Annotated in this window: 21 protein-coding genes and 2 tRNA genes; 18 read left to right on the top strand and 5 right to left on the bottom strand. The window is 61.1% G+C overall.

Annotated features, from left to right (window positions below; translation table 11 throughout):
- Positions 1 to 26: 26 nt before the first annotated feature.
- The 5 genes from PNAP_RS10350 to PNAP_RS10330 all read left to right on the top strand — a co-directional run bounded on the left by PNAP_RS10350 (position 27) and on the right by PNAP_RS10330 (position 4,358).
- The gene (locus PNAP_RS10350) at positions 27 to 605 is read left to right on the top strand and encodes a YidB family protein (protein WP_011801451.1); all 579 of its coding nucleotides are present in this window, start codon (positions 27 to 29) and stop codon (positions 603 to 605) included.
- A gap of 72 nt (positions 606 to 677) precedes the next feature.
- Positions 678 to 3,110 (top strand): penicillin-binding protein 1A, encoded by a 2,433-nt coding sequence (locus tag PNAP_RS10345; RefSeq protein ID WP_011801450.1) that lies wholly within the window; start codon positions 678 to 680, stop codon positions 3,108 to 3,110.
- Between the two features lie 196 nt (positions 3,111 to 3,306).
- The gene (locus PNAP_RS10340) at positions 3,307 to 3,738 is read left to right on the top strand and encodes a surface-adhesin E family protein (RefSeq protein ID WP_011801449.1); all 432 of its coding nucleotides are present in this window, start codon (positions 3,307 to 3,309) and stop codon (positions 3,736 to 3,738) included.
- A 42-nt stretch (positions 3,739 to 3,780) separates the two neighbouring features.
- Positions 3,781 to 4,143: a translation initiation factor Sui1 gene (locus PNAP_RS10335; RefSeq protein ID WP_011801448.1), complete on the top strand. Its 363-nt coding sequence runs from the start codon at positions 3,781 to 3,783 to the stop codon at positions 4,141 to 4,143.
- Between the two features lie 2 nt (positions 4,144 to 4,145).
- Complete coding sequence (locus tag PNAP_RS10330) at positions 4,146 to 4,358, top strand: DUF3820 family protein (protein WP_011801447.1); 213 nt, start codon at positions 4,146 to 4,148, stop codon at positions 4,356 to 4,358.
- 116 nt (positions 4,359 to 4,474) lie between these two features.
- On the opposite strand, the gene PNAP_RS10325 is transcribed toward PNAP_RS10330, so the two are convergent.
- The 3 genes from PNAP_RS10325 to PNAP_RS26910 are packed head-to-tail and all read right to left on the bottom strand — an operon-like array spanning position 4,475 to position 6,111.
- Entirely contained in the window at positions 4,475 to 5,206 is a 732-nt protein-coding gene (locus PNAP_RS10325; RefSeq protein ID WP_011801446.1) for an amino acid ABC transporter ATP-binding protein, read from the bottom strand.
- Complete coding sequence (locus PNAP_RS10320; RefSeq protein WP_011801445.1) at positions 5,184 to 5,951, bottom strand: amino acid ABC transporter permease; 768 nt, start codon at positions 5,949 to 5,951, stop codon at positions 5,184 to 5,186. The genes PNAP_RS10325 and PNAP_RS10320 overlap by 23 nt, the downstream gene beginning before the upstream one ends.
- A 19-nt stretch (positions 5,952 to 5,970) precedes the next feature.
- Positions 5,971 to 6,111, bottom strand: a complete 141-nt coding sequence (locus PNAP_RS26910) for a hypothetical protein (protein WP_157040258.1) — start codon at positions 6,109 to 6,111, stop codon at positions 5,971 to 5,973.
- A 332-nt stretch (positions 6,112 to 6,443) separates the two neighbouring features.
- Between PNAP_RS26910 and PNAP_RS10315 the strand changes: the two genes are divergently transcribed.
- On the top strand, positions 6,444 to 7,091 hold the full coding sequence (locus tag PNAP_RS10315; RefSeq protein ID WP_157040257.1) for a DUF2726 domain-containing protein: 648 nt from the start codon (positions 6,444 to 6,446) through the stop codon (positions 7,089 to 7,091).
- A 1-nt stretch (position 7,092) separates the two neighbouring features.
- Here PNAP_RS10315 and msbA read toward each other — a convergent pair whose 3' ends face one another.
- Together msbA and PNAP_RS10305 are read right to left on the bottom strand one after the other, a co-directional pair.
- Positions 7,093 to 8,874, bottom strand: a complete 1,782-nt coding sequence (gene msbA, locus PNAP_RS10310; protein ID WP_011801443.1) for a lipid A export permease/ATP-binding protein MsbA — start codon at positions 8,872 to 8,874, stop codon at positions 7,093 to 7,095.
- On the bottom strand, positions 8,871 to 10,088 hold the full coding sequence (locus PNAP_RS10305; RefSeq protein WP_011801442.1) for an O-antigen ligase family protein: 1,218 nt from the start codon (positions 10,086 to 10,088) through the stop codon (positions 8,871 to 8,873). The genes msbA and PNAP_RS10305 overlap by 4 nt, the downstream gene beginning before the upstream one ends.
- Positions 10,089 to 10,284: 196 nt before the next feature.
- Between PNAP_RS10305 and PNAP_RS10300 the strand changes: the two genes are divergently transcribed.
- From PNAP_RS10300 to PNAP_RS10245, 12 genes are all read left to right on the top strand, one after another.
- Positions 10,285 to 11,052: a glycosyltransferase family 2 protein gene (locus PNAP_RS10300; protein ID WP_011801441.1), complete on the top strand. Its 768-nt coding sequence runs from the start codon at positions 10,285 to 10,287 to the stop codon at positions 11,050 to 11,052.
- Positions 11,010 to 11,894, top strand: coding sequence for a glycosyltransferase family 2 protein (locus tag PNAP_RS10295; RefSeq protein WP_232290776.1), 885 nt, complete (start codon positions 11,010 to 11,012; stop codon positions 11,892 to 11,894). Before PNAP_RS10300 ends, PNAP_RS10295 begins: the two co-directional genes overlap by 43 nt.
- A 14-nt stretch (positions 11,895 to 11,908) precedes the next feature.
- Entirely contained in the window at positions 11,909 to 13,198 is a 1,290-nt protein-coding gene (gene tolB, locus PNAP_RS10290; protein ID WP_011801439.1) for a Tol-Pal system beta propeller repeat protein TolB, read from the top strand.
- A 44-nt stretch (positions 13,199 to 13,242) separates the two neighbouring features.
- Positions 13,243 to 13,782 carry a peptidoglycan-associated lipoprotein Pal gene (gene pal / locus PNAP_RS10285; protein ID WP_011801438.1) on the top strand — a complete coding sequence of 180 codons (540 nt, stop codon included), beginning with the start codon at positions 13,243 to 13,245 and terminating at the stop codon, positions 13,780 to 13,782.
- A gap of 15 nt (positions 13,783 to 13,797) precedes the next feature.
- Positions 13,798 to 14,559 carry a tol-pal system protein YbgF gene (gene ybgF / locus PNAP_RS10280; RefSeq protein ID WP_011801437.1) on the top strand — a complete coding sequence of 254 codons (762 nt, stop codon included), beginning with the start codon at positions 13,798 to 13,800 and terminating at the stop codon, positions 14,557 to 14,559.
- A gap of 83 nt (positions 14,560 to 14,642) precedes the next feature.
- On the top strand, positions 14,643 to 15,476 hold the full coding sequence (locus PNAP_RS10275) for a tRNA threonylcarbamoyladenosine dehydratase (RefSeq protein ID WP_011801436.1): 834 nt from the start codon (positions 14,643 to 14,645) through the stop codon (positions 15,474 to 15,476).
- A gap of 79 nt (positions 15,477 to 15,555) precedes the next feature.
- Positions 15,556 to 15,631: transfer RNA gene (locus PNAP_RS10270), tRNA-Lys, on the top strand.
- A 10-nt stretch (positions 15,632 to 15,641) separates the two neighbouring features.
- Positions 15,642 to 15,717, top strand: a tRNA-Lys gene (locus tag PNAP_RS10265).
- Between the two features lie 217 nt (positions 15,718 to 15,934).
- Positions 15,935 to 17,506, top strand: coding sequence for a DUF2779 domain-containing protein (locus PNAP_RS24945; protein WP_198140686.1), 1,572 nt, complete (start codon positions 15,935 to 15,937; stop codon positions 17,504 to 17,506).
- Positions 17,507 to 17,525: 19 nt separating this feature from the next.
- Positions 17,526 to 17,837: a Rieske 2Fe-2S domain-containing protein gene (locus PNAP_RS10255; RefSeq protein WP_011801434.1), complete on the top strand. Its 312-nt coding sequence runs from the start codon at positions 17,526 to 17,528 to the stop codon at positions 17,835 to 17,837.
- 91 nt (positions 17,838 to 17,928) lie between these two features.
- Positions 17,929 to 18,177: a DUF3297 family protein gene (locus tag PNAP_RS10250; protein WP_011801433.1), complete on the top strand. Its 249-nt coding sequence runs from the start codon at positions 17,929 to 17,931 to the stop codon at positions 18,175 to 18,177.
- A gap of 239 nt (positions 18,178 to 18,416) precedes the next feature.
- Positions 18,417 to 20,249 (top strand): thioredoxin domain-containing protein, encoded by a 1,833-nt coding sequence (locus PNAP_RS10245; protein WP_011801432.1) that lies wholly within the window; start codon positions 18,417 to 18,419, stop codon positions 20,247 to 20,249.
- Positions 20,250 to 20,328: the final 79 nt, after the last annotated feature.

Here is a 20,328-nt window from a genome sequence, read left to right as displayed (position 1 = left end):
GCTCTGAACTTTTAATGGTGGACGAAATGGCAAACGATTTTCTGGGGCAGATATTGGGCAGCGTGCTGGGCAATGCGCAGTCCGGGCAGCAAAACCCGATGGGCGGCGGCTTGGGCGGCGGTCTGGGTGACTTGCTTGGCGGAATGCTGGGCGGCAACAGAGGTTCTGCCGAGTCCACTGCATCTTCCGGCGGCGGCCTGGGCGGCGGCAGTTCGGGCCTGGGCAACAAGGGCAGCGCCCTGATGCTGTTGCTGCTTCCCCTGGCCATGCAGTGGGTGCAGCGCAATGGCGGCATCGGGGCGGTGCTGGAGCGCTTCCAGAACAAAGGCTACAGCCAGCAGGCCGCGTCCTGGGTATCGACCGGACCCAACGAGGCGCTGGCGCCGCAGGCCGTGAATGACGTGATCGGCATGGATGAGCTGTCGCGCCTGTCGCAGCAACTGGGCGTGAGCCAGGAAGAGGTTTCCAGCGGCATGGCGCAAATCCTGCCTGAAATGGTGAATCAGCTGACGCCCCAGGGCGGCGTGCCCGACGACGGCGATGACCTGCTCAACCAGGGAATGTCGATGCTGGAGCAGTTCATGAACGCCGGCAAGCCTCGCTGAAGACTTCAGGCAAAACGCATGTAACTGCGTTGCAGGAGATGTATCAGGCGGTGCCGCCCTAGAATCGCGGCAATGAAAACGCTCTTGCCCCGCTTCAAGCAATTCGCCGCCGCTGTTCCTGGCCGCCTGCGCCGCCTCACCCGGCGCGACATCGCCTGGGGCGTGGCCGCCGTCCCCGCGCTGCTGCTGGTGTTCACGCTGATCCAGATTCCGTTCACCCCCAGCATTTCGGACCTGAGCAAGGCCAAGACCGACAAGGCATCGGTGGTGCTGTCGTCCGATGGCAAGGAACTGGCCGTGTTCAAGCGCGCCAACCGCGACTGGGTCAAGCTGCCTGGCATTTCGCCCAAGGTGATCGATGCGCTGATTGCCACCGAAGACCACCGCTTCTACCAGCACCACGGCATGGACCTGAAGCGCACGGCTTCGGCCTTCCTGCATACCCTCACGGGCGACCTGCAGGGCGGCTCGACCCTCACGCAGCAGCTGGCGCGCAACCTGTATCCCGAGGAAATCGGCCGCTCGGCGACGCTGACGCGCAAGATCAGGGAGGCCATCACGGCTTTGAAGATCGAGTCGGTCTATACCAAGAACGAGATCCTGGAGACCTACCTCAACACCGTGCCGTTTCTCTACAACGCCTACGGCATTGAAATGGCGGCCCGCACCTACTTCGACAAGTCGGCCGGCAAGCTCGACGTGCTGGAAAGCGCCACGCTGGTCGGCATGCTCAAGGGCACGAGCTACTACAACCCGGTGCAAAACCCCGAGCGCTCGGTGCAGCGCCGCAACACCGTGCTGTCGCAGATGGTCAAGCACGGCAAGCTGCCTGAAGCAAGGCTGGCCGCATTGCAAAAAAGGCCGCTGAAAATTGATTTCGAGCGGCAGACCGAAACGCTGGGTCCGGCCCCTCACTTTGCCCAGCAGCTCAAGCGCTGGCTGATTGAATGGGCCGACCGCAACAACTACAACATTTACGCCGACGGGCTGGTGGTGCGCACCACGATTGATTCACGTCTGCAGGACATGGCCAACAAGGCCGTGGCGCGCCAGGCCGACAGGCTGCAGCAGCAGGCCAGCGCGGAGTGGGGGCTGCGCGCCGGCTGGAAGGCCAAAAAGGGCCTGGTGCTGGCTTTTGTGCGCGCCGCGCCCGAGTTCAAGGCCGCGTTGGAGGCCGGCCAGACGCCGGAGCAGGCCCTGCAGCAGCTGCAGGCGGATGCGAATTTCATGCAAAAACTGCACGATGACAAGACGCGCTTGCAGGCCGGATTCCTGGCGCTGGACCCGCGCAACGGGCAGGTCAGGGCGTGGGTTGGCAGCCGCGATTTCACGCAGGACCAGTTCGACCATGTCAGCCAGGCGCACCGCCAGCCCGGCTCCACCTTCAAGCCCTTTGTGTACGGCGCCGCGTTCGAGGATGGCGCCAGGCCGACCGATACCTTTGTTGACCAGGCGGTGCAGATTCCGCTGGGCAACGGGGCTTTCTGGCGGCCGAGCGATGGCGGAGGCCCCAGCGGCGCCACCATGAGCCTGCGCCAGGGACTGATGTATTCGAAAAACACCATCACCGCCCAGGTCATGCAGCAGGTCGGGCCGGCGCATGTCGCCACGCTGGCCAAGTCGATGGGCGTGCGCCAGAGCAAGCTGGAGGAAGTGCCTTCGCTCGCGCTGGGAACCAGCCCGGTGACGCTGAAGGAAATGGTGACGGCCTACGGCACGATTGCCAATGACGGCGGCTACATCGAGCCGGTGCTGTTCACGCAAATTGAAGACCGCAGCGGCAAGGTGCTTGAAAGGTTTGCGCCCAGGGAGCCGGAGCCCGCCATGTCGGTCGAGGTGGCGCAAACCCTGCTGGATGCGATGCGCGGCGTGATCGACAAGGGCACGGGCACCGGTATTCGCTACCGGTTCGGCATCCAGGCCGACGTGGCCGGCAAGACCGGAACCACGCAGGACAACACCGATGGCTGGTTCATCCTGATGCACCCGCAGCTGGTGGCGGGCGCCTGGGTCGGCTTCAACGACAACCGCATCACCATGGGCAACCGCTGGGGCCAGGGCGCCCAGAGCGCGCTGCCGATGGTCGGCGAATTCTTCCAGCAGGCCTTCAATAACAGGGTGGTCGATCAGCAGGTGCGTTTTGGCGCGCCGCAGGCATCGCCACGTTCATGGGGCGCAGGCGCTGCAGGCGAGGCGGAACCCGTGCCGGCCGAGGAAAGCGGCGCATCGAACGGCGAGGCCTTGCCGGAAGGCGAGACACCGGCCGACAGCACGCCAATGCCGGAGTCCGGCGTGGCGCCGCAGGAAGGCGCGCCAGTTGCCCCCGTGATTCGCTACATCACCGTCCCGCCGCCCGCGCCCGACACCCAGCGGCCGGAACAGGACGTGCAAGCCGGGCCCAGGCCGTTCGAGCTGCTGCCGCCAGAGGGACGGCCGGCCAGGCGCGCGGAGCTTCCAGCCCCCGCCCCGGAAGAGGTGCCTGAACCGTCGGGACGGGGCTATTGAAAACATAGCTGTTGGCGCGCGTGCCTGCTTGTCTGGAGGCTGATTTGATTGATAATTCACAACGGCCGGAGGTGCCCGGGCCGGGAAGGGGCAGGGCGCGTCGGGATTTCAGGCTAATCCTGAACGCGTGACTGAGTTGTCGCTTGACTGGGGCCGGGCGGCACAAAAGAAAAATCGACATTCAAGTGACTCCCAGATGAAAAAAATATTGCTTCTGCTGTGCTTGTGGAGTGCGTCCCTGCAAGCGCAAACGGTCTGGTTCAACGTCATGGGCGACCCGGCGGATGAAACCGTCAACACCATCGAGGTGGACCCGACCCCGGTTTCCATCAACGGCGAAACGCGCATCATGCGCGTCAGGGTGAGCCGCTCGGCGAACCGCGTCAACTGGGATGGCGCGCCTTACCGCTCTTATGTGTCGGAAGTTCTTTTTGACTGCGCGAACAATACGGCCCGCTATATCTCCATTGACTATTACCGTCAGCCGGCGTGGAAGGGCGAGCCCGATCAACGATGGCTGTATTCACAAGGCAAACCTCGCCCGATGCAGTTCCGCGATGTCGAGCCCAATCCGTACCGGCGAATCATCCGTGCGGCATGCGAGACCGACAGCATCACCAACAATTGAACTCCCTGGACCAGGTGTTGTTCTTTTTAGACATTTGACCTCATGAAAAAAGCTCTTTCCAACACCGGCCTGGTCTATTCGACCGATGCCGGAAGAATGTGCCCCGGCTGCCGCCAGCCTGCATCGGCCTGCATCTGCAAGCTGGCCAAAGCGCTGCCCAAATCCGATGGCGTGGCGCGTGTCTCCCGAAGCACCAAGGGCCGGGGCGGCAAAACCGTCACGCTGGTCACCGGGCTGGCGCTGGACGAGCTAGCGCTGGTTCAGCTCGGCAAGCAGCTCAAGGCGGCCTGCGGTTCGGGCGGAACGGTCAAGGACGGCGTCATCGAAGTGCAGGGCGACCACTGCGAGCAGGTGTTGCTGGCGCTGGGCAAACAGGGATTTGTTGCCAAGCGGGCAGGGGGCTGAGCGTGAAGCCCGAGGATTTGCAGCTGCTGCTGGAGCGTGAAATGCCATTCGGCAAATACAAGGGCAGGCTGATTGCCGACCTGCCCGGCAACTACCTGAACTGGTTTGCCCGCGAAGGCTTTCCCAAGGGCGAAATCGGCCGCCTGCTGGCGCTGATGCACGAGATTGACCACAACGGCCTGTCGTCGCTGCTGGAGCCGCTGCGCAAGCCTTGATGCCGTACCGGTTGCATGATTGCTATACAAAACATAGCTATTCATGCCCGTGGATATTGCGCAAAAGGCATATTTGACCATTATTTTCTGCATTCACGCAGAAAATACGTTCACCGCTACAGAACCTTGCTCAGGAAACGGCGTGTCCGGTCTTCCTGCGGGTTGTCAAAAATCGCGGCCGGCGTTCCTTCTTCCACCACCACGCCTTCGTCGATGAACAGCACCCGGTCGGCCACCTGGCGGGCAAAGCCCATCTCGTGCGTCACGACCACCATGGTCATGCCTTCCTCGGCCAGCGCCTGCATGACGGCCAGCACCTCGCCGACCATTTCAGGGTCCAGCGCGGAAGTGGGTTCGTCAAACAGCATGATGCGCGGCTGCATCGCCAGCGCCCGCGCAATCGCCACGCGCTGCTGCTGCCCGCCTGACAACTGATTGGGGTAGGCGTCGATCTTCTCCAGCAGCCCGACTTTTTCCAGCAATTCGCTGGCGCGCAGCCGGGCCTGGGCCGTGGTCAGGCCGCGCACCTTGCACGGCGCCAGCATGATGTTTTCAAGCACGGTCTTGTGCGGGAACAGGTTGAAGCGCTGGAACACCATGCCGATTTCCGAGCGCAGCGCATCGACATCGGTTTTCGGTTCATGCACCGACACGCCATGCACCAGCACCTCGCCGCCTGATGCATCTTCCAGTCCATTCAGGCAGCGAAGGAAAGTGCTCTTGCCCGAGCCTGACGGCCCGATCACGCACACCACTTCGGTGGCCTTGATGGCGCAGTCAATGCCGCGCAGCACCGCATGCCTGCCAAACAGCTTGGTCAGGCCTTTAACGTGAATCACCTCTTCCATAGCGAGCCTCCAGTCGTTTGACGCCGTAGGCCAGGCCCAGCGTCAGCACCCAGTACATGAGCGAAATCGTGAGATACGGCTCCCAGTAGCGGGAGTAGGCGCCGGCCACCGTGCGCGCCGCATAGGCCAGTTCGGCCAGGCCAATCGCCGAGATCAGCGACGAGTCCTTGAGCAGCGAGATGGCGTTGTTGCCCAGCGGCGGCAGCATCCGGCGAAACGCCTGCGGCAGAACGATGTGGTACATCGTCCGGGGAAACGACATGCCCAGGGAGCGCGAGGCCTCGACCTGGCCTTTGTCGATGGACTGGATGCCGGCCCGGAAAATCTCGGAAATGTAGGCGCCCGAATTGAGCGTCAGCGCCACCACGCCCGACAGGAAGGCGCCGTAGTTCTGCTTCAGGTCGCGAGCCGCTTCGCCCGAAATCAGCAGGCCGTCAGACGGATTGATGAACAGCGGCAGGACGGCAAAGTGAATCAGCAGGATCTGCACAAACAGCGGCGTGCCCCGGAAAAAGCTGACATAGACCGCTGCCGGCCACCGCAGCAGGTATTTGCACAATTGCTTTGCCGGGGAATGGCGTGCTTCGGCCACGCGCGCCAGGCCGACGGCCAGGCCCAGCGCCGTACCTTGCACGATGCAGATCAGCGTGACGGCAATGGTCATCTGCAGGCCGTGCCAGAACAGCGTGGCGTATTGGGAAACGATGTCGGCGCGAAACCAGCCGAACCAGAGAACTTGTTCCATGACGGATTGTGTTCAGTGGTCAGTGAACGGGCAACACCGGCACGGCGACGCTGAACCGCTGGTTGTCAACCCGTACCAGGTACTTGTTCCAGGTACGGGCGTTGTCACGCGCCAACGAAGGGCTGCCGGCCGAAGCCGCAATTTTGTCCAGGAGATTCATGATGGGATTGAATGAGTAATGGGGGAATGCTTGATTGTCCTGAAACCAGGCGACTACAGCGGTATGCCATGTTAACGTGAGCAAGAGCCATGCCGAAACGGAGTTCTGGCAGGTAAAAACCGGCAGTATTCGGACGGTTTCTGATGCGTCGGATGAGGCCTGCAGGGTGGGGAATTGTCAATGGCGGCAGTCGAATGGCATGAAGTGGGTTGACCGTTTGCCTGTAAGTCGTTCATGATGCGGGACTGTGTATCACGGAGTTGACGCGTGACTGTGTTTGGCCATGACTTCATGGCGGAACAGCACACCTAAAAAATCAAAGGGGAAGCATCTTGAATGAATGGACAGTCATTGCAGCGGGAGTGGGTCTGCTTGCCGGAATGGCATTGGGCGCATTGCTGTGGGCCTGGTGGCTGCGCCGCCCAAAGGACGGCGACAGGCTGCATTTGCCTGCGCGGTGGCCGTTGCGCGGCCGCCCGATTGTCAATGGCAATGAACAGGAGGTCTGGCAGGCGTTGAGGCAGATTTTTCCTGACCATGCGGTCGTGGTGAAAATTCCCATCCTGCGGTTTACCAAGCTGCACGAGGCACGGGATTTGAACTCATCCAAACGCAGTGCCAAGGCCAGAGCCGATGATCGGCTCAAGAGCGAGCAATGGCTGGAAATGCTCGATGGCCTCTATGCCACTTTCACTGTCTGCACCTTGAAGGGCAAGGTCGTCGGGTGCGTGGATGTGCCGGGCAAGCTGGCATTGACCAAGGCCAGCCGTGAATTGAAGGAAGCCCTGCTGCTGGACTGCGGCATTGCCTATACCGTCGTGAACGCTTTCAACCTGCCCGATGCCAGCACCATGCGCGAGTTGTTTCTGGGCGAGTTGCCGGTGCAGACGCTAGAGCATCAGGTGACGCGTGGCGGGGACAGCGAATTCCATGCCGATCTGGCTGCGTTCACCCTGCAGCAGGCCGGCGGGGCCAGCTGATCTACACATTCAAAGGCTGAATCGGCGCGGCCTGGACAGGTGAGGATGACTGAAAGCCCAGCCTGTAAAGGTGCGCGAAAGCCCCATTTTTCGCCAGCAGTTCCTTGTGGGTGCCTGATTCGATAATCCGTCCCGCATCCATCATGATGATGCGGTCAGCATTCTGGATGGTGGACAGCCGGTGCGCGATCACCAGCGATGTGCGCCCCGAGGTCAGCCGCCTGACCGCGTCCTGCACGGCGATTTCCGATTCGGTGTCAAGCGCCGAGGTGGCTTCATCAAGAACCAGGATGGGCGCATCCTTGTAAAGCGCGCGCGCAATCGCCAGCCGCTGGCGCTGGCCGCCAGAAAGCTGCATGGCGTTGTGGCCAAGAACCGTGTCCAGGCCCTCGGGAAGGCCGGCCAGCAACGAAGCCAGGTTGGCTGCCTCTAGGCATTCCTTGACCCTTGCCGGGTCAATGGGCTGCCCAAGGGCCACATTCTCGGCAATGCTGCTGTTGAGCATGACGACATGCTGGCTGACAAAGGCAAACTGCGAACGCAGCGAGGCCAGGTTCCAGTCGCGAATGTCCTGGTCATCCAGGGTGATGCTGCCAGCGCTTATTTCAACAAACCGGGGCAGCAGGTTCACCAGCGTTGTCTTTCCGGAACCCGATGCGCCCACGATGGCGAGCGTTTCGCCGGCTGTCACGCAAAGGTTGAAGTCCTGCAGGACGGGCGTGGTGTCGGTCTTGTAGGCGACGGTGACACTGGAAAATTCAATCGCACCAACCGCCCTGGCTTTCACGAAAGAACCGCTGGTTTCGTTGGGCGTCAAGTCCATGAGGTCCAGGCCGCGCTCCAGGGCGGCCAGTCCGCGCGTGACCGGCGTGGCGGCATCCGACAGGCTTTTGATGGGCGCGATCAGCAGCAGCATGGCGGTCACAAAAGCCACGAAGCCGCCCACCGTGGTGGTGTTTTCCGCGCTTTGCATCAGTGCAATTGAAATGACGGCCGACAGCGCCATGGCTGCAAGCACCTGCGTGATGGCACTCATGCCGGCATAGGCCGCCGTCGATTTCATCGACAGGCGACGCAGCGAATGGCTCAGGCTGTCGAAGCGGCTGGCCTGGCTGGCCTGCGCACCATGCAGGCGAACGTCGCGATGCGCCATGACATTTTCTTCAACCACGTAGGCCAGGCTGTCCGTGGCCGTCTGGCTTTCCTTGGTCAGGCGGTACAGGCGTTTGGACAAGACCTGGATGACGAACGCGACCGCAGGAAACAGAAAGCCGACGATCAGCGTCAGTTTCCAGTTCAGGTAAACCAGATACCCGATCAGTGCCAGCAGCGTCAGCACATCGCGCGCAAGCCGCATGATGGCGTTGATCAGCGAGGATGAGCCGTTGAACACTTCGTACACGACGGTATTGGCAATCATGCTGGAGCTTTGGTCGGCAAACAGGGTCAGCCGCGCGCTCAGAAGCTTGTCAAACATTGCCTTGCGCAGCTGGAGCAGCCCGTCATTGGTCACCTTGGCCAGCGCGAACTGCGCCAGGAATCCCGACAGCCCCCGGATGATGAACAGCAGCATCAGCGTCACAGGCACCAGCCAGAGGTTGAAAGAGTCCCGCTGAAAGCCACGGTCCAGCAAGGGTTTGAGCAAGGCCGGAACAAAAGGCTCGGTCGCTGAGGCGACGATGGTCGCGCCTATGGCCAGCGCCCAGCCCGCCCGCGACCCGCTGAAGTACGGCCACACGCGCGCAAGCCTGCGGAGCAGCGTCAGTTTTGGGGTTTTGGTCACACAGCCTGCTTGTAATGATGCGTGGCGATATGCAGGTCAGGAACTTTTTTAAGACCCAGGGCCAGCAGCAAACCCATCAGGATGCAGAAAAAATCGCCTATCTGCGCATCGTAGAGGGATGAGTTGAAAAGGCACGCAATGGCCAGCGCAAGCAGCGTGGACTGCGCTGCCCGCGAATAAGGTTTGTCCATCTTCAGCGTGTCTCGCAGCACCGAAAGCAGCAGGGCAAGGAAAAGAAGCATGCCCGGAATGCCTAGCTGCACCCCCCAGAGAAGATATTCCTGATGGGGGTTGCCGTTGCTGTCTATATCAATATGGGCAGGATTTTGCGCGCGTTGAAGCCGGTTGAATTCGCTGCTCCAGCTGCCGACGCCTGATCCTGCCAGCGGGTGCTGGCCAATGCTCTGAATGGCCCTGCGCCAGAGATTGAGCCGGATGCCTGACGACGTGACGGGCTCTGCCTGGGTGGAGTAGGACTGGACTTCGGTTTCAACCTTGGTCAATCGATCACGGACTTTGCTTGAACTGAAAAACAGGCCCAGCGCCAGCAAGAAGGGCAAGAGGACAACCATGGCGCGGTATTTTTTCGGCAACTCCCACATGATGGCCAGGGAGACCAGCGCGATGGCCACCACATGGCCCGTGCGTCCGCTCAGGATAAAAAGCACATTGGCCAGCGCTGCAAGGGCCAGAAAAACAGCCAGCCTGGAGCCAAATCGGCCGGGAGCATGTTCCCGAAAATGCCAGCAGATGCCCGCAAACACGGCGCTCATGATGCCTTGGTCGAGGTAGCTGGAAAACACCGAATACTCGGTCAGCGCCATGCGCGACGTTGCCCATGGCAGCGCAAGGCGGGCGAACAGCATCCACGAACTGGCCAGCAGAAAGGTCTGTGCGGCGACAAAAGCGCCCAGCGCATAATTTGCTTCGCGCCGGTCGCGGATGATGAGCACCATCAGGACTATCGTGATCAGCTTGCCGTACTTGGCCAGAGAGCCCAAGGCCTCGGCTTGTGGCGCCACGGTCCAGAAAAGGCTCAGTGCGAATGCAAAGAAGGCCAGCAGCACTGCCACCGGGGTGCTCATTCCCGTCAGTGGGCTGCCTGCAGCCGGCGCGCGCCGCGCGAAGAGCACAACAGCCAGGCCGAAGATGACCAGCAGTAGCTTGGCGATGCTGATAAGAACCATCGACAATCCGACGGACGCTGCAGCCATGCAGATGACCACAAGCCGGAAGTTGATTGGGTTTTTGAACAAAGTAGAGACCGAGCCGAGGGTGATTTGCCCGCATTATCGGTGATTCCGCTGCACGGCAAACCGCTCGTCTCCAGAGGATGCTCTGCTATGCTTTACAGGCATCAGCCAGGGGTTTTTCTCATAAACCCTGGCAATCCCAGTAAAAAGGCGTCTCTTGCCAAGTTTGTCTGTCACCGTCATCACTAAAAATGAAGCGCATAACATTGAAGCGTGCCTGCGCTCTGTAGCATTTGCTGATGAGGTCATCGTCCTGGATTCCGGCAGTACGGATAACACTGTGCAGATAGCCCTTTCCATGGGTGCTGACGTAAGCACGAACTCCGACTGGAAGGGGTTTGGCGTTCAAAAAAATCGTGCCCTGGCATTGGCCAAGTCGGATTGGGTACTTTCAATCGATGCCGATGAGCGAGTGCCAGCCGAGTTGCAGGCCGAAATCCGTGCTGCGCTTGAAGCGTCGGACTTCGACGTTTACTCTATGCCTCGTCTTTCAAGTTATTGCGGACAGTACATGCATCATTCAGGCTGGTATCCCGATCGTGTGACACGCCTGTTTCGTCGGCATTCGGCCCGGTTTTCAGACGACCTGGTCCATGAAAAGATCGTGACCACAAGCAAGGTTGGACAACTGAATTCCCGCTTGCTGCACGAAAGTTTCAACAACCTTGAAGCTGTTCTCGATAAAACCAATCGCTATTCAACGGCAGGCGCCCAAAGCTTGTTCAACAAAGGCAAGCCTGCATCTGTCGGCAAGGCTCTTGGCCATGGCATGTGGGCCTTCGTTCGGACCTATTTTTTGCGGCTCGGGTTTTTGGATGGACGCTTGGGCCTGGTTCTCGCAATTTCCAATGCCGAAGGTACTTACTACAGGTATCTGAAGCTATGGCTGCTTCAGCGGCAGCCCGGCAAGGTGCCGCCAGCGTAATGAAAATAAGCTTTATTGTTCTGACCTACAACAGGACAGATGCGTTGCTTGCCGTCCTGCGCTCTTTGGCAGAGCAATGCAATCCAGAACACGAAGTCTTGATTGCTGATGATGGTTCCAGGCAGGATCAGGTTGAAATGCTATTAGAGCGTTGTCCTGCGTTCTCCTGCCCGGTGCGCCACGTCTGGCATCCGGATGTCGGGTTCACCGCCGCAGGAGCGCGCAATCTGGCGGCCCATGTGGCGAAAGGTGACTACCTGGTTTTTCTTGATGGAGACTGCATTCCGAACAAGTCATTTGTCGCCTGGCACACCCTTCTTGCCGAGTCCGGATTTTTTGTCAATGGAAGCCGGGTTTTGTTGAATAAAACCCTCACTGCCGAAGTGCTCAGTGGCGAAGTAAACCTGCCACATTGCTCTGCTTTTTTCTGGTTCCGGGCTCGTTTCCAGGGCGATAGCAACAAATTGTTGCACCTCATTCGCTGGCCGCTGTCTTTATTCAGGGTACAACAAGACTTTCAATGGCGCGGGATTCGAAGCTGCAACTTCGGCGTTTGGCGACATGATTTCGTCAGTGTCAACGGCTTCGACGAGACTTTCCAGGGATGGGGCCATGAAGACGCCGACCTTGTTCTTCGCCTCCATCATCTGGGCCTCAAGCGGAAAAACGGCTTCATGGCTACCGAGGTGTTTCATCTCTGGCACCCCGAAAGCAAGCGTGACCAGGAATCGGTCAATAAAAACCGCGTCATGGCACGCATGAAAACCAATCTTGTCCTGGCGGAAAAAGGACTTCGGGAACTCGACACTGCGGCGCCCCTCAAAATAACTCAATTGCACTGAATCAAAAACAACCTATGAGCATCACACCATCTTTCAGCCGCCGAAGCGTTGTCAGCCTGTTGGCGGCCGGCGCATTTTCATCCATGTCGGCATTCGCCCAGTTTCGCGTGGAAGTGTCGGGCGTTGGCATGACTCAGTTGCCCATCGCCATTGCACCCTTCAGGGGTGAAGCGCAATCACCACAAAAAATCGGCAGCATCGTCAAGGCTGATCTTGAGCGGAGCGGCATGTTTCGCGGTGTTGACGCTGGAGGCGTCGTGGCAGATGAAAACACCCGTCCCGACCTGGCAAGCTGGCGGCAAAAAGGCGCCGATGCGATGGTGACCGGCAGTGTTTCACCGCTTGCGGACGGGCGCTTTGATGTTCGCCTTCGGTTGTGGGACGTTGTGCGCGAGCAGGATCTTGGCGGCCAGAGCTACACCGTCACAAAATCCGACCTGCGTCTGTCTGCGCACCGAGTCTCTGATTTTGTGTACGAAAAGCTGACGGGTGAAAAAGGCATTTTTTCCACGCGGATTGCCTACGTGACCAAGGCCGGCCAGCGCTACACCTTGTGGGTGGCTGATTCTGATGGAGAAAGTGCCCAGTCAGCCTTGGCAAGTCCTGAACCCATCATTTCTCCCGCATGGTCGCCCAGTGGCGCCCAATTGGCTTATGTGTCCTTTGAGTCCCGCAAGCCAGTGATTTATTCGCATGACGTAGCAACCGGAAAGCGGCGCTTGCTGGCTAATTTCAGGGGCTCCAACAGCGCGCCTGCCTGGTCCCCGGATGGCAGCCAACTGGTTGCCACGTTGAGCCAGGCGGGCGGCTCGCAAATTTATTCAATCGGCCTGAATGGCGGTGATCCGAAGCGGCTGACACAGTCATCGAGCATTGATACCGAGCCCGCATTTTCCCCGGATGGGCGTTTGATTTATTTTGTCAGCGACCGGGGCGGCTCGCCGCAGATTTACCGAATGAGTCCTGCGGGCGGCAACGCAGAAAGAGTTACCTTCACTGGCAGTTACAACATATCGCCGGTGGTGAGTCCCGATGGAAGATGGCTGGCATATGTTTCCCGAGTCGGCGGCGGATTCAAGTTGCATGTCATGGAACTCTCCACCGGAACGGTGACGTCGATCACCGATACTTCTGCCGATGAAAGCCCGAGTTTCGCCCCGAACAGCCGCCTGATTGTTTATGCAACACAGCAGCAGGGCAAGGAAGCGCTGATGACAACCACGCTGGACGGCAAGATAAAAGCACGTTTGTCCGGAGCAGGCGGTGACATTCGCGAGCCTGACTGGGGTCCGTTCCAGCGATAGGCAATAATTCCAGAATTCATATTTTTGTTTAGCAGGGGTCATCAATGAAGCGCTTTTTATCTTCCGTCATCTCGTCTCTCGTGCTTGCGGCCACACTGGTGGCCTGCGGTTCCAATGTCAAACTGCAGGATGTACCCGTTGAAGACCGATCAGCAAGCTCGTCGCAGGCAGACGCAGATGCCGCAGCGGCGGCCAGCAGGGGAGTGGCACCCGTGCAAATTGGCGCATCTGATGCTTCCGTGGCGGGGCCGGCCAATACCGCAAAAATTGTTTACTTCGACTTCGACAGTTACGTGGTCAAACCTGAATTCCAGAGCGTCATTGAAGCCCATGCCAGGTACCTGACGGCAAACAAAGCCCGCAAAATGGCGATTGAAGGACATACAGACGAAATCGGCGGCCGGGAGTACAACCTGGCGCTGGGGCAAAAGCGTGCTGAAGCGGTGCGCCGTGCCTTGGGTCTGCTCGGTGTGACCGACTCCCAGGTGGAGGCCGTCAGCTTCGGCAAGGAAAAACCCGCCGTTCCGGGACTCGATGAAGCGTCCATGGCGAAGAACCGCCGCGCTGAAATCAATTACCGTTAAGCGGGCAGGCCCACTGTGAAGACATTCAGACTTTTCATTGCTGTTGCCGCCTGCGTGCTGGCATTCAATGCCAACGCCGCTTTGTTTGAAGACGATGAGGCGCGTAGAGCCATCCTTGATTTGCGGCAAAAAGTCGATGTTTCCCAGCAGCGTACGACGGAGGAGCTGCGCAAAGCCAATGAAGACAATGCCCAGCTTCGCCGCAGCCTGCTGGACTTGTCCAATCAAATTGAATCCTTGCGCAACGAAATGGCAACATTGCGTGGGCAAAACGAGCAGTTGACCCGAGGTATCACCGACGTGCAGCGGACGCAAAAAGATATTACGCAAGGGGTCGATGAGCGCTTGCGAAAGGTCGAACCTAGCAAGGTTTCTGTCGATGGGAGGGAGTTTGCGGCAGAGCCTGCTGAAAAGCAGGAATTTGAAGCGGCCCTGGCAAGCCTTCGAAAGGGCGAGTTCGCGGCTGCCCAAACCAGCTTCACGGCTTTCACGAAGCGCTATCCGCAAAGCGGATACAAATCATCGGCCTTGTTCTGGCTGGCCAATGCGCAATATGCCTTGCGCGACTACAAGTCTGCGGTAAATAACTTTCGTACCGTTGCAAGTGCCGATCCCGAACATGTGCGGGCACCTGAAGCACTTTTGTCCATGGCAAATTGCCAGGTTGAACTTAAAGATGCCAAATCGGCGCGTAAAACCCTGGAAGAACTTGTAAAGACGTATCCACAGTCCGAGGCTGCGTCTGTTGCCAAGGAACGTCTGTCAAAACTGAAGTAGCAGACAAATTCCGTGCTCTTTTGAATTGAAGTACCGAGTTTGGAAAACTGAGTGACGGCGCTGAATTCGCAAAAAAATAACACATGACATTTGAATCCGATCTGATAGCTCCTGACCTTGGACGCCGCTTTGGAGGGCTTGCACGTTTGTACGGAGCCGCCGGTGCCGAGCGTATTCGAAATGCACATATTGTGGTCGTGGGTTTGGGCGGTGTAGGTTCGTGGGCTGCCGAGGCTGCGGCGCGTAGCGGTGTGGCTCGCCTGACATTGATCGACCTTGACCATGTTGCCGAATCCAACATCAACCGGCAGGTCCATGCACTCGACACCACCGTGGGGCAAGCCAAGGTGCAAGCCATGCGCGAACGCATTGCGCATATCAACCCGGATTGCCGCGTGGACTGCATTGAGGATTTTGTTGACGCGGCAAACTGGCCAGGGCTTTTTTCGCCCGATATGCGGTTTGATCACCAGCATCTGGCTGTCATTGATGCCTGTGATCAGGTAAGAGCCAAAACCGCCATGGCGGCATGGGCCATCAAAAACAAGGCTATTTTGATCAGTGTGGGTGCTGCTGGAGGAAAACGGCTTGCCCACCGCGTGGACATTGACGATCTGTCTGCCGTCACGCACGACCCTTTGCTGGCGCAGATGCGCTATCGCTTGCGCAAGGAACACGAGGCTGCCCGTCTTGGACGGATGAACGTGATGTGTGTGTTCAGCCGCGAGTCCGTCGCACGGCCTTTGACGGCAGTTGATGTTGGACCAGCGCATGCAGACACTGCGGTACAGCCGTTGGCTGTACCAATGCAGCCGGATGGGAGTCTCAATTGCCATGGGTATGGATCGGTTGTTAGCGTTACATCGACTTTTGGAATGTGCGCTGCAAGCTGGGTGCTGGATAAAATTGCCAGTTGATCCAAAAAAGCCACTTAAAAGGACGCTATAATTTGAGGCTGTTCTGCAAACAACGCAGTTCAGCCAAGATGAAAATCTTGGGACGTTAGCTCAGTTGGTAGAGCAGCGGACTTTTAATCCGTTTGTCGTGGGTTCGACCCCCGCACGTCCCACCAAATTTTATTTGGGTTCTTAGCTCAGCTGGTAGAGCAGCGGACTCTTAATCCGTAGGTCGCGAGTTCGAATCTCGCAGAACCCACCAAATAACCCTTACGGGATATGAAAAGCCTGCTATTTAATCAATAGCAGGCTTTTTTGTTGTTTGGACGTTTATCAGGCGTTGCCAAATACTGCCTCGTGGACTTCGGGATATTTCATGGGCTTGCACGCCCCTTGCTAAACACCTGCACCACCTGCCTTCAACTCACCCTGATGTGCATTTTGTTCGGCCCTTGTGTCACCTTTGTCTGTTTATGCGCATGGCTTTTACTCCTTTGCTCAACCACGATGACCTGCAGCGCTGGCGTGCCTGCTCGCGCCGCTTCTGGCTGCACCGCCGGGGCGGCCCGGCTGCGGTGTCGCAACCCTCGGCCACGGGCGCTGGCCGGACGGCGCGGGACGCTGACGAAACCGCTGAAGCGGCGGTGGTTCACGGTCCGGGTCTTCAGGCGGCCTTGCGGGCTTCGTTTCCCCGCGCCGACCTCATCGCCGCGCCCGGCACCCCCGCCGAGTGGGCAGCGGCCGTGCAGCAGACCCTGGACTGCCTGGACTCCGACCGCGTGGCGCCTGAAGGCTGGGCCATCCTGGGCGCCTGCCTGACCAGCGACGACCGGGCGCAGGTGCGCATCGACGTGCTGACCTGCGGCGAGCAGGGGCTGCGGCTGTTCAAGGTGCGCTATGCCACGGTCGGCGACGAGGCCGATGTCGATGCCGTGGCGCTGTGGGTGCATGCGGCGGCGCGCTGCGGCCTGCGGGTGCAAAGCGCGGGCCTGCTGCTGGTCGATACCGGTTTTATCTATCCCGGCCACGGCTGCTACGCGGGCCTGTTCCGCGAGGTGGACCTGGCCTCGGTGCTGGGCTCGCGCCCGGTGGCGGCCTGGCTGTCGGCCATGCGCACCTGTGATCGCGGGCCCGAGCCACCAGCCACGCCGGGCGCGCAATGCACGCAAAGCGGCGGCTGCGAGTTCGCCAGCCACTGCCAGGCGGGCGAGCCAGCGTCCAGCCTGCCTGCCCCCGATCCGCAGGCCAGCCTTGACATCGTGGGCCGCGAACTGGCCGCCGAGTTGCGCCAGGAAGGCCATGCCGATCTGCGCAGCGTCGCGCTGCAGCGGCTGGGCAACCTGCGCCACCGCCGCGCCGCCCGCGCCATCCAGCAGGGCGGGCCGGTGCTGGAGCCCGCCGTGGCCGCGCTGATGCAGGCGCTGCCTTATCCGCGCTACAGCCTGCGCTTTGACACCATCGGTTTTGCCGTTCCGCTCTGGGCCGGAACGCGGCCCTACCAGGTGCTGCCTTTTCAGTGGACCTGCGGCGTGCAAAGCGCGGCGGGCCAGTGGGCGCAGCAGGGTTTTCTGGCCGATGCCGACGGCGGCGATCCGCGCCGCGCTTTTGCGCTGACGCTGCTGCAGGCGCTGGGCAGCGCCGGGCCGGTGCTAGCCTACAACGCCGGTTTTGAGCGCAGCCGCCTGCGCGAGCTGGCCCAGCAGTTTGACGACCTGGCGCCCGCGCTGGACGCCGTGCAGGCGCGCATCGTGGATCTGTTCCAGCTGGCCCGGGCGCATTACTACCACCCGGTGATGGCCGGCTCCTGGTCGTTCAAGTCGATCAGCCGCGCCGTCGCGCCCGATGTGCCGGTGGCGCGGCTCGAAGACGTTCAGGCGTCCTCGGCGCAGGCGGCCTTTGCGCGCTCGCTGCAGCGCGGTCTGGAGGGTGCGGCCCGGCAGCAATTGCGCGCCGCCCTGCAGGCCCACGGCCAGCGCGAGACCGAAGTCTTGCGCCGCATGGCGGCCTTGTTCGAGGCGGGCGCGGCTGAGGCCGCTGGCATCAGGCACTGAATTCTTGAAGGAGCAACCCATGGCATTTCAAACCCTGTGCAAGCAGCGCTATCTGGCCGAAGGCGAATCCGTGCCGTTCACGCTCGATGGCCGCGAGGTCATCGTGCTGTGGCCCGATGGCGGCCAGCCGCGCGCCTTCGAGGGCCTGTGCCCGCACGAAGGCCAGTCGCTGGTCAACAACTCGGACTTCAACGGCCGCATTCTCGTCTGCACCGTGCATGGCTGGGTCTTCAGCGGCCGCGACGGCAAGGGCCTGAGCCCCACCGGCTGCCAGCTCGAAGAGTTTCCCTTGCGGATCGCCGGCGGCATGGTGGAAATCGACCTGGACTGAGGCCGAACCGGCCTTCAGGCTTCTTGTTTTGCTATCAATACAATAGCTGTTTGCGCGCGTAGGCATTGCGCTGAAGCCACTTTTTATTCAAATGAACGAAACCCCTCAAATTCCGCCTTTGCCCGACCGCCTGTCCATTGACCCGCGCAGTCCCTATCACATGGCGGCCGTGTTCGAGCATGACGTGTGCATCCGCCTGAAGGACAAGGAGCGTCTGGATGTCTATGAATACTGCATCAGCGAAGGCTGGGTCAAGGTGCCTGCCGGCAAGTCGCTGGACCGCAAAGGCTATCCGCTGCTGATCAAGCTGACGGGCAAGGTTGAGGCGTTTTACCGCTAGGCCCGAACTCCCGCACCTGCGGCTCTTCGTCCGGCGTGCTGATGGTGGCGCTGCACAGGCTGCCGTCGCTGGCCCAGCCCAGCCCCGCCGGTGGCATGCTTCCTGCGCATGGCCTTGGCATGGCACCCTGAACACGGCGTCTGCGGCGGATTTTCGACAAAGTTGCGACAAAGCCGACAGGCGCGTTCACGCCATCACCCGTCCGCCGCGTCGTTTCACCCCACCTGGTAGCCACCGCCATGTCCAACCGCCTCGCCTCCCAACAGTCGGCCTATTTGCTGCAACATGCCGGGCAGCCCGTGGACTGGTATCCGTGGGGCGATGAAGCCCTGGCGCTGGCCCGGCGGCGGGGCTTGCCGATCCTGCTGTCCATCGGCTACGCAGCCTGCCACTGGTGCCATGTGATGGCGGCCGAATCGTTTTCCGACCCGGCCATCGCCGCCCTGATGAACGAAGGCTTTGTCAATATCAAGGTGGACCGCGAGGAGCGCCCCGACCTCGATGCCGTCTATCAGATGGCCCATCAGCTGCTGCGCCGCACCGGCGGCGGCTGGCCGCTGACGATTTTTCTCTCGCCGCAAGGCGTGCCGTTTTACAGCGGCACCTATTTCCCGAGCGCCGCGCCCGAGGGGCAGGCGACGTTTCAGGCCGTGCTGGGCTCGGTCAGCGCCGTCTGGCGCGAGCAGCGCCCGGCGCTGGCGCGGCAGGACCAGGCGCTGCTGGCCGCGCTGGCCGCCAGCGCGCCGCGCCGCGATGACGCCGCCGTGCCGGGCGCCGCCGTGCGCGCCCAGGCGCTGCAGCAGCTGGCCACCGCCTTTGATCCGGCGCAGGGCGGCTTTGGCGCGGCGCCGAAGTTTCCGCACCCCAGCGACCTGGCCTTTTTGCTGCGCCGCGCCCGCGAGGAGGGTGACGCGCAGGCCCGCGAGATGGCGCTGCTGACGCTGCGCAAGATGGCCGAAGGCGGTCTGTACGACCAGATCGGCGGCGGCTTTTTCCGCTACAGCGTCGATGCGCAGTGGCGCATTCCGCACTTTGAAAAAATGCTCTGCGACAACGGCGTGCTGCTGGCGCTGTATGCCGATGCGCTGGCGCTGACCGGCGAGCCCTTGTTTCGCCGCGTCGTCGAAGACACCGCCAGCTGGGCGCTGCGCGAGATGCAATCCAGCGCCGGCGGCTTTCATGCCTCGCTGGCCGCCGACGATGCGCAGGGCCGGGAAGGGCGCTTTTACGTCTGGGAGTCCGAGCCGCTGCGGCTGGCGCTTTCGCCCAACGAATGGGATGTGTGCGCCGCGCACTGGGGGCTGGTCGATGGGCCGGGCTTTGAGGGCCGCCACTGGCATTTGCGCGTGGCGCGCGCTGCCGGCCCGCTGGCCGTCACGCTGCGCCGCCCCGAAGCGCAGGTTGAGGAGCTGATTGCCTCGGCCCGCCCCAAGCTGCTGGCCGAGCGCGACAAGCGCGAGCGCCCGGCCCGGGACGCCAAGCTGCTGACCGGCTGGACGGCGCTGATGATGACAGGCCTGGCCCGCGCCAGCGCCGTCTGCCAGCGCCCCGAGTGGCTGCTGGCGGCGCGCAGCGCGCTGCGCTTTGTGCAGGCCGGGCGCTGGCAGGACGATGGCCGCACTTCCGGGCACCTGCTGGCCCTGCCCGGCCAGGCGGCGTTTCTGGACGACCATGCGTTTTTGCTCGAAGCCGTGCTGGCGCTGCACGACGCCGATCCGCAGCCCGGCGACCTGCCGTTTGCCCAGGCCATCGCCAAAGCCATGCTGGCGCAGTTTGAAGACCGGGATGCGGGCGGCTTTTTCTTCACCCGCCACGACGCGCCCGCCCTGATCCACCGGCTCAAGACCGGGCTGGACGCGGCGACGCCGTCAGGCAACGGCACCGCCGCGCTGGCCCTGCTGGCGCTGAGCGGCAAGCTCGATGCGCCGCAGGCCGCCGCTTACCGGCTGGCCGCCGAACGCTGCGTGCGGGTGTTCGCCGCCACGGTGCTGAACGACCCGGCCAGTTTTCCGCGCCTGCTGCAGGCGGCCGAACTGTTGCAGGCGACGCCCGCCGTGGCTGCGGCGGGCTGATTTTTGCTATTAATTAAGTAGCTGCTTGCGCATGTCCAGCATGCGCTGGAGGCAGTTTTTGCTGAAATTTGCAACTTCA

Source organism: Polaromonas naphthalenivorans CJ2, assembly GCF_000015505.1.
GTDB lineage: Bacteria > Pseudomonadota > Gammaproteobacteria > Burkholderiales > Burkholderiaceae_C > Polaromonas > Polaromonas naphthalenivorans.
Note: the sequence above shows the minus strand (reverse complement) of the source record. Positions and strands in the feature narration are given on the sequence as shown.

Bases quoted from the DNA above. Each gene is read 5' to 3' on its own strand.
- PNAP_RS10350 (WP_011801451.1), top strand. From the start codon at position 27: ATGGCAAACGATTTTCTGGGGCAGATATTGGGCAGCGTGCTGGGCAAT.
- PNAP_RS10345 (WP_011801450.1), top strand. From the start codon at position 678: ATGAAAACGCTCTTGCCCCGCTTCAAGCAATTCGCCGCCGCTGTTCCT.
- PNAP_RS10340 (WP_011801449.1), top strand. From the start codon at position 3,307: ATGAAAAAAATATTGCTTCTGCTGTGCTTGTGGAGTGCGTCCCTGCAA.
- PNAP_RS10335 (WP_011801448.1), top strand. From the start codon at position 3,781: ATGAAAAAAGCTCTTTCCAACACCGGCCTGGTCTATTCGACCGATGCC.
- PNAP_RS10325 (WP_011801446.1), bottom strand. From the start codon at position 5,206: ATGGAAGAGGTGATTCACGTTAAAGGCCTGACCAAGCTGTTTGGCAGG.
- PNAP_RS10320 (WP_011801445.1), bottom strand. From the start codon at position 5,951: ATGGAACAAGTTCTCTGGTTCGGCTGGTTTCGCGCCGACATCGTTTCC.
- PNAP_RS26910 (WP_157040258.1), bottom strand. From the start codon at position 6,111: ATGAATCTCCTGGACAAAATTGCGGCTTCGGCCGGCAGCCCTTCGTTG.
- PNAP_RS10305 (WP_011801442.1), bottom strand. From the start codon at position 10,088: ATGGCTGCAGCGTCCGTCGGATTGTCGATGGTTCTTATCAGCATCGCC.
- PNAP_RS10295 (WP_232290776.1), top strand. From the start codon at position 11,010: ATGGCTGCTTCAGCGGCAGCCCGGCAAGGTGCCGCCAGCGTAATGAAA.
- tolB (WP_011801439.1), top strand. From the start codon at position 11,909: ATGAGCATCACACCATCTTTCAGCCGCCGAAGCGTTGTCAGCCTGTTG.
- pal (WP_011801438.1), top strand. From the start codon at position 13,243: ATGAAGCGCTTTTTATCTTCCGTCATCTCGTCTCTCGTGCTTGCGGCC.
- PNAP_RS10275 (WP_011801436.1), top strand. From the start codon at position 14,643: ATGACATTTGAATCCGATCTGATAGCTCCTGACCTTGGACGCCGCTTT.
- PNAP_RS24945 (WP_198140686.1), top strand. From the start codon at position 15,935: ATGGCTTTTACTCCTTTGCTCAACCACGATGACCTGCAGCGCTGGCGT.
- PNAP_RS10255 (WP_011801434.1), top strand. From the start codon at position 17,526: ATGGCATTTCAAACCCTGTGCAAGCAGCGCTATCTGGCCGAAGGCGAA.
- PNAP_RS10250 (WP_011801433.1), top strand. From the start codon at position 17,929: ATGAACGAAACCCCTCAAATTCCGCCTTTGCCCGACCGCCTGTCCATT.
- PNAP_RS10245 (WP_011801432.1), top strand. From the start codon at position 18,417: ATGTCCAACCGCCTCGCCTCCCAACAGTCGGCCTATTTGCTGCAACAT.